The sequence below is a fragment of the Streptomyces sp. NPDC094147 genome, from assembly GCF_044764265.1.
Taxonomy (GTDB): Bacteria; Actinomycetota; Actinomycetes; order Streptomycetales; family Streptomycetaceae; genus Streptomyces.
In genome coordinates, this window is the sequence record NZ_JBIWHT010000001.1 from 45,056 (window position 1) to 57,351 (window position 12,296).

The 12,296-nt window shown below is 72.7% G+C and carries 16 protein-coding genes; 7 read left to right on the forward strand and 9 right to left on the reverse strand.

The annotated features are described in order from the left end of the window. Position 1: 1 nt before the first annotated feature. On the reverse strand, positions 2–886 hold the full coding sequence (locus ACIQ8J_RS00225; RefSeq protein ID WP_403276455.1) for an SDR family NAD(P)-dependent oxidoreductase: 885 nt from the start codon (positions 884–886) through the stop codon (positions 2–4). Position 887: 1 nt separating this feature from the next. Beyond that, positions 888–1,685, reverse strand: a complete 798-nt coding sequence (locus ACIQ8J_RS00230; protein WP_403276457.1) for an acetoacetate decarboxylase family protein — start codon at positions 1,683–1,685, stop codon at positions 888–890. A gap of 113 nt (positions 1,686–1,798) precedes the next feature. Here ACIQ8J_RS00230 and ACIQ8J_RS00235 point away from each other — a divergent pair, with 113 nt between their 5' ends. The 6 genes from ACIQ8J_RS00235 to ACIQ8J_RS00260 all read left to right on the forward strand — a co-directional run bounded on the left by ACIQ8J_RS00235 (position 1,799) and on the right by ACIQ8J_RS00260 (position 7,311). Then, positions 1,799–2,431 carry a TetR/AcrR family transcriptional regulator gene (locus tag ACIQ8J_RS00235; RefSeq protein WP_403276459.1) on the forward strand — a complete coding sequence of 211 codons (633 nt, stop codon included), beginning with the start codon at positions 1,799–1,801 and terminating at the stop codon, positions 2,429–2,431. Between the two features lie 161 nt (positions 2,432–2,592). Continuing rightward, complete coding sequence (locus ACIQ8J_RS00240; protein ID WP_403276461.1) at positions 2,593–3,570, forward strand: DEDDh family exonuclease; 978 nt, start codon at positions 2,593–2,595, stop codon at positions 3,568–3,570. Positions 3,571–3,624: 54 nt separating this feature from the next. Beyond that, positions 3,625–3,858 (forward strand): hypothetical protein, encoded by a 234-nt coding sequence (locus ACIQ8J_RS00245; protein WP_399049399.1) that lies wholly within the window; start codon positions 3,625–3,627, stop codon positions 3,856–3,858. A 56-nt stretch (positions 3,859–3,914) separates the two neighbouring features. Beyond that, positions 3,915–4,700, forward strand: a complete 786-nt coding sequence (locus tag ACIQ8J_RS00250; protein ID WP_403276464.1) for an SURF1 family protein — start codon at positions 3,915–3,917, stop codon at positions 4,698–4,700. Between the two features lie 48 nt (positions 4,701–4,748). Next, positions 4,749–6,551 (forward strand): glycoside hydrolase family 15 protein, encoded by a 1,803-nt coding sequence (locus tag ACIQ8J_RS00255; RefSeq protein ID WP_403276465.1) that lies wholly within the window; start codon positions 4,749–4,751, stop codon positions 6,549–6,551. A gap of 4 nt (positions 6,552–6,555) precedes the next feature. After that, a complete protein-coding gene (locus tag ACIQ8J_RS00260) occupies positions 6,556–7,311 on the forward strand; it encodes an SDR family oxidoreductase (RefSeq protein WP_403276466.1) in 756 nt (251 codons plus the stop codon). Positions 7,312–7,506: 195 nt separating this feature from the next. On the opposite strand, the gene amaP is transcribed toward ACIQ8J_RS00260, so the two are convergent. The 5 genes from amaP to ACIQ8J_RS00285 are packed head-to-tail and all read right to left on the reverse strand — an operon-like array spanning position 7,507 to position 9,870. Further along, positions 7,507–8,085 (reverse strand): alkaline shock response membrane anchor protein AmaP, encoded by a 579-nt coding sequence (amaP, locus tag ACIQ8J_RS00265; RefSeq protein WP_403276467.1) that lies wholly within the window; start codon positions 8,083–8,085, stop codon positions 7,507–7,509. A 3-nt stretch (positions 8,086–8,088) separates the two neighbouring features. Next, positions 8,089–8,775, reverse strand: coding sequence for a DUF6286 domain-containing protein (locus tag ACIQ8J_RS00270; protein WP_403276468.1), 687 nt, complete (start codon positions 8,773–8,775; stop codon positions 8,089–8,091). Then, on the reverse strand, positions 8,772–9,122 hold the full coding sequence (locus ACIQ8J_RS00275) for an iron-sulfur cluster assembly protein (protein ID WP_403276469.1): 351 nt from the start codon (positions 9,120–9,122) through the stop codon (positions 8,772–8,774). Before ACIQ8J_RS00275 ends, ACIQ8J_RS00270 begins: the two co-directional genes overlap by 4 nt. Positions 9,123–9,125: 3 nt before the next feature. Beyond that, positions 9,126–9,317: a hypothetical protein gene (locus tag ACIQ8J_RS00280; protein ID WP_053730757.1), complete on the reverse strand. Its 192-nt coding sequence runs from the start codon at positions 9,315–9,317 to the stop codon at positions 9,126–9,128. Positions 9,318–9,369: 52 nt separating this feature from the next. Then, on the reverse strand, positions 9,370–9,870 hold the full coding sequence (locus tag ACIQ8J_RS00285) for an Asp23/Gls24 family envelope stress response protein (RefSeq protein WP_403276470.1): 501 nt from the start codon (positions 9,868–9,870) through the stop codon (positions 9,370–9,372). Positions 9,871–9,959: 89 nt separating this feature from the next. Between ACIQ8J_RS00285 and ACIQ8J_RS00290 the strand changes: the two genes are divergently transcribed. Further along, entirely contained in the window at positions 9,960–10,628 is a 669-nt protein-coding gene (locus ACIQ8J_RS00290; RefSeq protein ID WP_403276471.1) for a hypothetical protein, read from the forward strand. Positions 10,629–10,784: 156 nt separating this feature from the next. Here ACIQ8J_RS00290 and ACIQ8J_RS00295 read toward each other — a convergent pair whose 3' ends face one another. After that, on the reverse strand, positions 10,785–11,585 hold the full coding sequence (locus ACIQ8J_RS00295) for an enoyl-CoA hydratase/isomerase family protein (protein ID WP_403263370.1): 801 nt from the start codon (positions 11,583–11,585) through the stop codon (positions 10,785–10,787). 149 nt (positions 11,586–11,734) lie between these two features. Then, positions 11,735–11,956: a helix-turn-helix domain-containing protein gene (locus ACIQ8J_RS00300; RefSeq protein WP_398906876.1), complete on the reverse strand. Its 222-nt coding sequence runs from the start codon at positions 11,954–11,956 to the stop codon at positions 11,735–11,737. Between the last annotated feature and the right edge of the window lie 340 nt (positions 11,957–12,296).

Here is a 12,296-nt window from a genome sequence, read left to right on the forward strand (position 1 = left end):
CTCAGTCCAGAATGAAGCTTTCCAGGTACGACGGGTCGGCGCGGTCGAGCATCGACTGCGACCTCGCTCTGATCTGCCGGTCGCTGTGCTCGCTCGCCGGCAGCATCCAGAACCGGCCGGCGCGGATCCCGTCGGCCACCTCCGCGGCCACGGACTCGACCGGGGTGAACTCGATCTCGTGGCCCGCCGCCCGCATCGCGGACTCCCACTGGTCGAGGCTGCGGTAGGGGGTCCTGCGCGGCCGCTCCTTGGCGTACCGCTCGGGCCGGTTGCGGTGCGACTCCCACAGTCCGGTGCGCAGCATGTGCGGGCCGGGGAAGAGCACCGAGACGCCGACGGACACACCTTCCGCTTTGAGGTGGGCGTACAGCGACTCGCTCATCGTCACCACCGCCGACTTGGTGACCGCGTACACGGAGGCGGTCGGCAGCGGGGCGATGCCGCCGTCACTGGACGAGGTGTTGACGACGTGGCCGGGCTCGGCGCCCGCGATCATGCGGGGCACGAAGGCCTGGATGCCGTGGAAGACACCCCACACATTGACCGCGAAGGCCCACTTCCAGTCGTTGACCTCGTGCTCCCACATGCGGCCCTCGGCGCCGGAGCCGACCCCCGCGTTGTTGCACAGCACGTGCACGGCCCCGAAGGCGTCGTACGCCGCGTCCGCGAGCGCGGTCACGGAGTCCCGCTCGCTGACGTCGGTGATACGGGCGAGGACCTGCGCCCCTTCTTCCCGCAGCTCCCCCGCCGCCTTCTCCAGGGCGCCCGCCTCGACGTCGGCGAGGACGACCTTGAGGCCCTCGGCGGCGAACCGCCGGGCCATCGCGAGCCCGATCCCGCTCGCCGCGCCCGTGACGACGGCGACCTGCCCGGCGCGCAGCTCCATCTCAGAGGCTCCCCTCGGGCGGCCCGTCGAGGATCTGCCGCGGGTCGTCGTAGCGCTGGTGGATGTAGGGCAACAGGGCCTGCGCGCTGACCCGTTCGGCCACCCTGCCCTGCTGGTCGGTGGTCTTCTCGCCGATGGTGATCCCGGCCAGCCGGCGCACCGGCAGATCGGCGACCGGGTCGTACATCGACTCGCGGAGCACCACATCACCGGCGATCCGCTCCAGCCTGCGCACCTTCTCGTTGCGTACGCAGTGGACGAGGACCGGGTCGGCGTCGAAGCCCTCGCCGTCCACGGCCGGCAGGAACTTGAAGTAGAAGTCGGTCCTCCGGGTCGGCTCGGGCAGCGGCAGCGGGCCCTCGACCGCGCCCCGCACCTCCACGAACGCGATCCCGTGCCGGGCCAGCGAGGCCCGTACGACCAGGCCGTCGCGCTCGACAAGGACCTCGCCGAGCTTCTTCGGCTCGCCGAACACCTCGCGGCCGCCGATCAGGGCCCGCTCGTGGGTCATCGGCATGACCAGCGGATACCAGCCGTCCTGCCCGTCGTGCACGGCGGCGACCGCCACCGAACCCGCGCCGAGCGGATAGCCGGGCAGGTCGACCTTGCTGATGTTGACCCGCACCAGTGGGCGTTCGGCGGGCCCCAGCGGCGGCGGCAGAACGGCCGCGACCGCGTCGGGGTCGCTCTCCCAGACCGCCACCACGCCGGTCGACCAGATGTCGGGGAGCTTGGAGCTCGCGGTGCGCGCGGCCTGGATCTCGGCCTCGGTGCGCGCGCCGTACCGTACGCGTGCCATGTGGTACCACCCTTCGTGACGTCATCCGTTCCGGGGGTCTGTAACACAGTTACACCGAGCCCGATGAAGGGTAAAGACCCTTGCACTCAACGGAATTGAGGAGGCGTCAGACAATGACGCGTGCGTCGCTCACCCGTGAGGAGATCCTGGCCGCGGCCGGATCCCTGGTCAGGCAGCACGGCCCGGCGGCCCTGACCATGCGCAAGCTGGCCGCCGAGCTGGGTACCGCGGTCACCTCGATCTACTGGCACGTCGGCAACCGCGAGTCGCTCCTGGACGCGCTGGTCGAGCGGACCGTGGAGGAGCTGGGTGAGATCAGACCGCGCGGGCGCACCCCGGCCGCCCGTATCGTCTCGGTCGCCCGCACCCTGCGCCGCGAACTGCGCGCGCGCCCGCACCTGATCGCGATGGTCCACGAACGGGGCCTGACCGAGCGGATGTTCCTGCCCGCCCAGCAGGCCCTGGTCCACGAGATGCACGCGGCGGGCCTGCGCGGCACCCGGGCGGCCCAGGCGGTGCGGGCCGTGCAGTTCCAGGTGGTGGGGTACGTCCTGGTCGAGCGCAACCGGGAGCGCGCGCCGGTGCAGCGCCCCGACGAGGAGGAGCTGTGGCACCCGCACACCGCCCCCGCCGAGCACGACCCGGCGCTGGCCCGCGCCCTGGCCGGCCCGGTGGACCAGGACCGCCTGTTCACGCACTCGGTGCGGGCGCTGGTGGCGGGGCTGCTCGCGGGCCCCGGGAGCTAACCCGCGCACCACTCAGGAGTGGCTCTTGGGCGGGCCGCCGGGGCCGCATGTCGCCTGCTCCCGGGCCCAGTTGACGGCCGGGGCCCGGCCACGCCCGCCGCCCTGGCCCCGGCGGCGGCACCGACCGCGGCCCGGACTGTCAGTGCGGCCCCGTATTCTCTGTGACCATGCTCGACGACCTGACGACAGCAGCGACGTGGCCGGCCGCCTACCCACAGGGGTACGCGGTCGTCGACGTGGAGACCACCGGCCTCGCCCGCGACGACCGGATAATCTCGGCTGCCGTCTACCGGCTCGACGCCCAGGGCAACGTCGAGGACCACTGGTACACGCTGGTCAATCCCGAGCGCGACCCCGGGCCGGTCTGGATCCACGGGCTGACCAGTGACGTCCTTGCGGGCGCCCCGCTCTTCCCGCAGATCGCCGAGGAGTTCGCGGCACGGCTCGACGGGCGGGTCCTGGTCGCGCACAACGCGATCTTCGACTGGCAGATGATCGCCCGCGAGTACGCACGCGCCGAGCGCACCGCACCGGTCCGCCAGCGGCTGTGCACCATCGCGCTGTCCAAGGAGCTGGCGCTGCCGCTGCCCAACCACAAACTGGAGTCACTGGCCGCGCACTACGGCGTGGTACAGCAGCGCGCGCACCACGCCCTGGACGACGCCCGGGTGCTCGCCGAGGCGTTCCGGCCCAGCCTGCACGAGGCGGCGGCCGGCGGGGTGCGCCTCCCGCTGCTCGAATGCCGGCCGCTCACCGAGTGGACGGACTCCCCGGCCACCCCGCGGATCGGCTACCAGGCCTCGTACGGCGGCGCGGGCAGCTGGCGGGCCTCGCGCAAGCGGCCCGCCTGCCCCTACCCCAACCCCGGGCGCTACGCGCCGGACCGCCCGCTGAAGCAGGGCATGCGGGTGGCGTTCTCCGGCGACACCTCCGTGGACCGGGAGCTCCTGGAGGACCGGGCGATCGAGGCGGGGCTGCACGTGGCGACCAGCGTCTCGCGCCTCACCAGCCTGCTCGTCACCAACGATCCGGATTCGGCGACCTCCAAGACGGTCAAGGCGAAGTCGTTCGGCACGCCGGTCGTGGACGAGGCCGCCTTCACCCAGCTCCTGCGCGACGTGGCACCGGCAGACGGGTGACCGCCGGGCGTGCCGTCCGGCCTCGGGCGGGCGGCACCCCGCACCCTGTGGCGCATGGCACGTTGCGAGGTCTGCGGAAACGACTACGGGATGTCCTTCGAGGTGCACGCGCAGGGCGCGGTGCACGTCTTCGACTGCTTCTCCTGCGCCATTCACCGCATGGCGCCCATCTGCGAACACTGCCGGGTCCAGATCATCGGCCAGGGCGTCGAGGTGGGCGACCTGTGGTACTGCGGGGCGCACTGCGCCCGCGCGGAGGGAAAGGCAGGCATCGTGGACAAGGTCTGACCGTCCTCCCCGACCCCCCTCGGCGCGCCCCGTGGTCCGAGTTGTACGGTCATGGGGTGTACCGCTTCCTGTTGTCCCGGCAGTGGGTGCTCGTCACCCTCCTGGCCCTCGCTCTCATCCCCACGATGATCGAGCTGGGTTTCTGGCAGCTCCACCGGCACGAGCACAAGGTCGCCCAGAACACACTCATCGCCGACAACCTGAAGGCCAAGCCGGTCCCGGTGACCGACCTCACCTCGCCGGGCCACACGGTCCCGCAGGGCGACTACTGGCGCCGGGTCACCGCGACCGGCACGTACGACACCGCGCACGAGGTCGTCGTGCGGCGCAGGACCGCCGCCGACGGCCGGGTCGGCTACCACGTACTCACTCCGTTCGTCCTGGACGGCGGCCAGACCGTGATGGTCAACCGGGGCTGGATCGCCGACAACGGCAGCCAGATGGACTTCCCGAAGATCCCCGCGCCGCCCGGGGGCAAGGTCACGGTCACCGGCCGTCTGATGGCCGACCAGACGACCGCGGCCAGCGGCATCAAGGACGTCAGGGGCCTGCCGCCCCGCCAGGTCATGCTGATCAGCAGCGCCCAGCAGGCCAAGGCGCTCGGCCGCCCGGTGCTCGGCGGCTATGTGGAGCAGACCGACCCGCAGACGCCCGACAACTCCCCCGAACTGATCCCGGCCCCCGACGACGGCTCGATCGGCCCGCACATGGCGTACGCCGTTCAGTGGTGGCTGTTCTCGGCCGGGGTGCCGGTCGGCTGGTTCGTCCTCGTACGGCGTGAGAAGCGCGACCGGCAGGAGGCGGCCCGGCCCGCCGCCACGCCCGAGCCCGCGACCGCCTAGCGGCCCGCGGCTGCTTAGCAATTTGTCCGGGCGGGAACACGCCATGGCGTGACCCCACGTACTCAGCGCATCGAGGACTACGCCCTCATCGGCGATCTGCAGACCGCGGCCCTGGTCGGCCGGGACGGATCCGTCGACTGGCTCTGCCTGCCCCGGTTCGACTCCGCCGCCTGCTTCGCGGCGCTGCTCGGCGACGAGGACAACGGCCACTGGCGGATCGCCCCGAGCGAGGCCGGCCACGCGGGCCGGTGCACGCGGCGCGGCTATCTGGACGATTCGCTGATCCTGGAGACCGTCTGGGAGACCCGCACCGGCACCGTGAAGGTCCTCGACTTCATGCCCCAGCGGGACAGGGTCCCCGAGGTCGTGCGCATCGTGGAGGGCGTCGGCGGCACCGTGGAGATGGACTCCGTCCTGCGGCTGCGCTTCGACTACGGCCATGTGGTGCCGTGGATGCGGCGCTCCAACGGGCACCGGGTGGCGGTCGCGGGCCCCGACTCGGTGTGGCTGCGCAGCGATCCCGAGGTCAAGACGTGGGGCCAGCACATGAGCACCCGTTCGTCGTTCACGGTCGGCGAGGGCGAGAAGGTGGCGTTCGTCCTCACCTGGCATCCTTCGCACGAGCCGCGCCCCGACCTCATCGACCCCTACGAAGCCCTGGAGCAGTCCCTCGCCGACTGGCGGGAGTGGGCGTCCCGCTGCTGCTACCAGGGCTCCCACCGGGACGCCGTGGTGCGCTCCCTGATCACCCTCAAGGCGCTCACCTACGCGCCCACCGGCGGCATCGTCGCGGCCCCCACCACCTCGCTCCCCGAGGAGCCCGGCGGCGTACGCAACTGGGACTACCGCTACTGCTGGCTGCGCGACTCCACCCTCACGCTGGAGGCGCTGCTCTCGGCCGGCTATCTGGACGAGGCCGCCGCATGGCGGGACTGGCTGCTGCGCGCGGTCGCCGGCGACCCGGCCGATCTCCAGATCATGTACGGACTCGCGGGCGAGCGACGGCTGCCCGAGGTCGAACTCCCTTGGCTGAAGGGCTACTTGAGGTCGGCTCCGGTGCGCGTGGGCAACGCGGCCGTCGAGCAGCTCCAGCTCGATGTGTACGGCGAAGTGGCCGACTCGCTGTATCTGGCGCGCGCCGCGGGCCTGGCCGGCCAGCCGCACGCCTGGAACATCCAGCTCAGCCTGCTCGGCTTCCTGGAGGCGCGGTGGCGCGAGCCGGACGAGGGGCTGTGGGAGGTGCGCGGGCCGCGCCGGCACTTCGTCCACTCGAAGGTGATGGCCTGGGTGGCCGCCGACCGCGCGGTGCGCACCCTGGAGGCGGACCCGAAGCTGCACGGCGATGTCGGGCGGTGGCGGCGGATGCGCGAGGAGGTGCACCGCGAGGTTTGCGAGAAGGGCTTCGACCCGGTCCGGGGCACCTTCACCCAGGCGTACGGCTCACCGGAGCTGGACGCGGCGACGCTGCTCATCCCCCGGGTCGGCTTCCTGCCGCCGGACGATCCCCGGGTGGTGGGCACGGTCGACGCGGTGCGCGCCGAGCTCGGCACGACCGGTTTCGTGCGCCGCTACAGCACCGACAGCGCGACGGTGGACGGGCTGCCCGGCGGCGAGGGAACGTTCCTGGTGTGCTCGTTCTGGCTGGCGGACGCGCTGCGCCTGACCGGGCGCGAGGAGGAGTCCCGGGAACTGTTCGAGCGGCTCCTCGCGCTCCGCAACGACGTGGGGCTGCTCGCCGAGGAGTACGACCCGGTGGCGGGCCGCCAGCTCGGCAACTTCCCGCAGGCCTTCAGCCACATCGGCCTGGTGGCGACCGCCTGCGCGCTGCAGTGCGGAGACGGGGCAGGATAGGCGCATGGATCTTGGACTGAAGGACCGCGTGTACGTAGTGACCGGGGCGTCGCGGGGCCTCGGCCTCGCGTCCGCCCGCGAGCTGGTCGCGGACGGCGCGAAGGTCGTCATCACCGGCCGCACCGAACAGACGCTGAAGGAGGTCGCCGCCGAACTCGGCCCCGGCGCGCTCCCGTTGGTCTCCGACAACGCCGATCCGGCAGCGGCGGCGCGGCTGATCGCCACCGCCCGCGAGCACTTCGGGCGTTTCGACGGGGTGTTGATCAGTGTGGGCGGCCCGGCGCCGGGCTTCGTCGCCGACAACACCGACGAGCAGTGGCGGTCGGCCTTCGACTCGGTGTTCCTGGGCGCGGTCCGGATGGCCCGCACGGCGGCCGACGAACTCGACACCGGCGGAGTGATCGCCTTCGTCCTCTCCGGCTCCGTCCACGAGCCGATCGCCGGCCTCACCATCTCCAACGGGCTGCGCCCCGGCCTCGCGGGCTTCGCCAAGTCGCTGGCCGACGAGCTGGGTCCGCGCGGCATCCGCGTCGTCGGGCTGCTGCCGGCCCGCATCGACACGGACCGGGTCCGGCAGCTGGACGAGCTGTCCGGCGACGCGGAGGCGACCCGCGCGGCCAACGAGTCCCGCATCCCCCTGCGCCGCTACGGCAGGCCCGAGGAGTTCGGCCGCACGGCCGCGTTCCTGCTCTCCCCGGCGGCGTCGTATCTGACGGGCATCATGCTGCCCGTGGACGGCGGAGCACGGCACGGCTTCTGAGGCGGTCGGGGGCGGGCTCCGGCGCCGGCCGCGCGGAGGGGTGCGGTGGGTGACGGCTCGCGGACGCCGCCCCCACCGCGAGGACCGTCAGGGCCGTCGTCAGGTGTCGGGGCCGCATACGAACAACCAGCTCCTTCACCGGTGACCGTCGACCGGTCCACGTTCACAGAAGGAGCTGACAGCGAACCGACACCCTCAACTCACGCGCCGCGCCCCATGTTTGACGGCCCGCAGGCGGACCTCGGCGGGCAGCTGCGCGAGGCCCGCCGAGTCCCGGGCGTGGGCCAGTGCCTCCCCCTCAAGGCGAGCGAGCGCACCCGCGGGCTCCGCGTGCGCCTCCAGGAGCAGCGCCACTCGCGCCTCGGGCGCGGACCGGCGGCCGACCAGCGCGACCTGGGCCCGGGACACCCCCTCCAGCGCCTCCGCCTCACCCGCGAGCACCGTCTCCAGGGCCCGGCCCCGCAGCAGCGCGCCCTCCCCGTCCCCGGAGTCCACCAGGATCTCGGCGAGGCGGGCCCGGCGGAACTGGGCGAGCAGCCACCACAGGGCGAGCAGCACGACCGCGCCAAGCACGGCGATCACCACCGGCCACCACCAGCCCTGGTCGTGCCAGTGGACCCGGCGGGACCGGCTCAGGAGCGCCTCGTGCCGGTCGCCCCAGGGCCACCAGGAGGGGACCGCCAGGCCGAACCCGGCGGCGAGGGCCGCGCCGCCCGCGAGGAACAGCACCAGCCCCGCGACGCCGAGCAGCACCCGGTTGACCGTCCTCAGCATGTCTCAGCCCTTCCGCGCCGGGCGGCTCACGTGGACCGCGAGACCGGGCGGCCTGGCCAGGCCCAGCTCCCGGATGCCCGCGCCCAGCGCCGCGTCCAAGTCGGCCCGTACGTCGTCGAGTTCACGGAAGTGCGACAGGGCGCGCACCACGACCCTGGCGCGCCCCATGCGGACCCGCGCCGACTGGACTCCGGCCACTTCCATGGCCCGGTCGCGCAGGACGAGCGCCGCGGCCGTGCGGTCGAGTCCGGCGCGCACGGACGCCGATTCGCGCCGCATCGGCAGGACGCCGCGCAGCCCGGGGGTGACCGCGAGCACGATCAGCCAGACGCCGATCAGCGCCACGGCGGCCGCGCCCGCGAGCACCGCCACATCGTCCACGGGGTGGCCCGCCAGCCAGCCGGCCAGCCGCGCCCGCCAGTGCATCGCGGGGCGGTGGGCGCGTACCGCGGCGATGTCGTACAGGAAGAGACCGGCCGCCGCGAGGACCACGAGGGCGAGCAGCCCGGCGGGCACTCTGCGGACCGACCAGAACCGACCCGCGCCGTCCGAGCCACCCTCGGCGAGGACCGGCACCGGGTCGTAGTCGGCGGCCGATGCCGACTGGTCGAGCCCGTGGCCGGCGGCCGGATCCTGCTCGATCACCGGCAGCCGTCGCGTGCTGTCGTCGGGTTCCTGCGGCTGGCTCATCGGATCCTCCCCGGGTCCGCCGCGCCCGTGTGCGCCGAGTGCAGCCGCTCGATCTGCACCGCCACTTCGGGCACCTCCATCCCCGCCAACGCCCTTACCCGTTCGGCGACTTGGCGACGCACCGCGCGGCACTGGCCGCCGAGGTCGCCGGGGTAGCCGAGTTCGAGGCTGACCCGCACGCGGGCGCTTTCCTGGTGCACGACGACCGTGGCGCGCGGGGGTGCGCCGCCCTCGGGGATCGCGTCGAGCGCCTCTCTGGCCGCCTGGGCGGCGATCTTCGCGACGACCCGGTCGGCGATCCGGGTGGCACCGCGCTCGGCGGCCTCGATCCGTCCGGACGCCGTCATGGATCAGCGCCGCCGGTCGCCGCGGTCGCGGGGGCGGAAGAAGTCGCCGGGTTCGAGATCGCCCTCCAGGAACCGGCCCACCACGAAGCCGATCGCGCCGAGCGCCGCGACCAGCAAGAACGCCCCGAAGCCGCCGAAGTATCCGGCGAAGCCGAGCGCCATGCCGGCCATCAGGCCTACCACCGCCATGCTCATGCTGAGCTCCTCGGTCCGATACAGGTTCCGCTACGTGTCCCGATCACGGGCCTTACTGGAGCCGGGACTCCGGCTCCTCCTCTTCCTCCTCGGGCAGCTTCACATCGCTGACCGCGATGTTGACCTCCACGACTTCCAGCCCCGTCATGCGTTCCACCGCCGAGATGACGTTCTCGCGGACGTCCCGGGCGACATCGGCGATGGACACGCCGTAGTCCACGACGATTTCGAGGTCGAGCGCGGTCTGCACCTCGCCCACCTCGGCCTTCACCCCGCGCGTGACGGCCGATTTACCGCCGGGCACCCGGTCCCGGACCGCCCCGAACGTACGGGAGAAGCCGCTGCCCATCGCATGGACGCCGATGACGTCGCGGGCCGCAAGGCCGGCGATCTTCTCGACCACGCCGTCGGCGATCGTGGTGCGGCCGCGTCCCGCCGGATCGCCGCCGCCGCGTTTGCCGACGGAGGTGGTCTTCCTTGCCTGCTCGGCGGGTTCGCCCGACGGGTCCTTCTCGGGTGTACCGGGCCTGTTGCGCTGTGCGGTGTCGCTCATTGACCGTTCATCCCTTCGCCCTTGGACTCCGCTGCCCACATTAGGCGCGGTTGCCCCGGCCCGCCCCTGCGATGCGGCAGGCTGGAACCATGACGGGTGACGGATGGAATGCCGCGGTACGCAGGCGACTCGGCCTGGGCCGACTGCTTGCCCTCGGTGGTCCCCGGGACGGCGCCTGGATCTCCGAACGGGCCGCGGCCGCGGCGCTCGGAGCCGCGGCGGCGCGGTTGCCGGATCTGTGCGTGACGTCCCTGCGGCTCGCCCCGGCCGACCCCGAGGCGCCGGGCGAGGCAGTGGTTCCGGCCCCGCCGAGCGCCCTGCCGCCGGGCCCGCTCCGCATCTCGGCGGAGCTGGCCGCCCGCGGCGACCAGCCGCTGCCGGAGCTGGCGGCGGGTCTGCGCGACGCCCTGCTCACGGCGGCGGACGAGCGGCTCGGGCTGCTGGTCTCGGACGTCGACCTACGGGTGACCGCCCTGCTGGACGCCCTCCCGGATCCCCCGCCCAGCGGCCCCCCACCCGGCGTAGCCGAGCCGCCCGCGACGGCGGCCGCGGCGGCCGCCCTGTCGACCCCGGGCGTCGCCCACCTGACCGCGGAACTGGGCCCACCCGTGCACACGGCAGCCGGCCACATCAGGCTCGAACTGGCGACAACACCCCCGCACCACCCCCTGGAAGTGGCCCGAGCGGTCCGCAACGCGGTGGCAACGGCGACGCCGGAGGCGAAGTCGGTGGCGGTCCTGATCACGTGGTCCAGCTGACCATCCGCCGACCCTCCCGCGTCCGAGACCGGGCGACCAAAATCAAGCCCGCTCCGGCGATGGAGGACCGGGCAGCCAAATCAAGCCCCTCCGGCGATGGAGGAGCGGGGGTCTGGGGGCAGGGCCCCCAGCAACCCCCGTGGGATGCGGCCCAGTTCAGTCGGACAGGCCCGCCAGGTCCCGCAGCCGCCGAGCCTGAGCAGCCCGCTCAGCAGCCCGCTGCTCCTCGTACGGCCGCCCGACCGCACCCCGCAGCAGCCCCTTCGTCTCCACCACCGCATCCCGCGGAGCGGCAAGCAGCGCCCCCGCCAAGTCCCGTACCGCGGAGTCGAGTTCATCACCCGGCACCGCGAGGTTGGCGAGTCCGGTCCGCTCGGCCTCCTCGGCCCCCACGAACCGCCCCGTCGCACAGATTTCGAGCGCTCGGGCGTACCCGACGAGCCCGACGAGCGGATGCGTGCCGGTGAGGTCGGGGACGAGTCCGAGGCTGGTCTCGCGCATGGCGAACTGCACGTCCTGCGCGACGACCCGCAGGTCGCAGGCGAGGGCGAGCTGGAAACCGGCCCCGATCGCATGCCCCTGGACGGCCGCGATCGACACGATGTCGTTGCGGCGCCACCAGGTGAACGCCTCCTGGTACTCGGCGATGACCGCGTCGAGCTCCGCGTCGGAGCCGCGCGCGAGGTCGAGGAACGAGGGCTCGCCGTCGAAGCCTTCGGGGGTGAAGGCCTGGCGGTCGAGGCCCGCGGAGAAGGACTTGCCCTCACCGCGCAGCACGACGACACGCACGCTGCCCGGCAGCGACCGTCCGGCGTCCGCCAACGCCCGCCACAGAGCGGGAGATTGGGCGTTGCGCTTGGCCGGATTGGTCAGGGTCACCGTGGCGACCGCGTCGTCGACGGAGAGCCGGACGCCGTCCTTGTCGAATACCTCAGCTGCGGATGCGGGCGAAGCCATGGAGCGCCTCCGGGTCAGTGGCCGTCAGTGCATGACCGCGTCGGCGGTCATTAAGTGACTGCACAGTAACCACCCGGTCGACCGCACGGCCGACCGGGTGGCCACCACCGGACCCGGTGGGCCACAGGGGACGTCCGAACCCGCCTCGGTCAGGCCGAGGTGGCCTTCTTGCCCCGTGTCGCTCCGCCGCGTCCACGGAGAACGACGCCGGACTCGCTGAGCATCCGGTGGACGAATCCATAGGAGCGGCCGGTTTCCTCGGCCAGCGCCCGGATACTCGCACCGGAGTCGTACTTCTTCTTCAGGTCTGCCGCGAGCTTGTCGCGCGCGGCGCCGGTTACCCGGCTGCCCTTCTTCAGAGTCTCGGCCACCCGTGCCTCCTCATGGGAAGTGCGCTCTGGACTTCTCATGATCACCCCTCCCGCGCTTCCTGGCCACCCATTCGGCAAGGTCCGTACAACGAGCTTGCGGGCGCCGGCGGAGTCCAGCGGGGGCCGAATGCCGCATTCCGACGGGGCTTGGACCTGCACCGGCCCGAAAGTCGAGACGAAACGCCAGGTCAGCGTTGCGTTCCGGGTCACATACGGAAAAAGGCCCGTCCCGCGGGGGACAGACCTTGATCCGATGCGTCACACGCCGGGGTACGAGACGTACTCACTCAGATTGAGGATCACGGCTGAGCCGAATGATCCATAGGGAGTGGATCAGCGG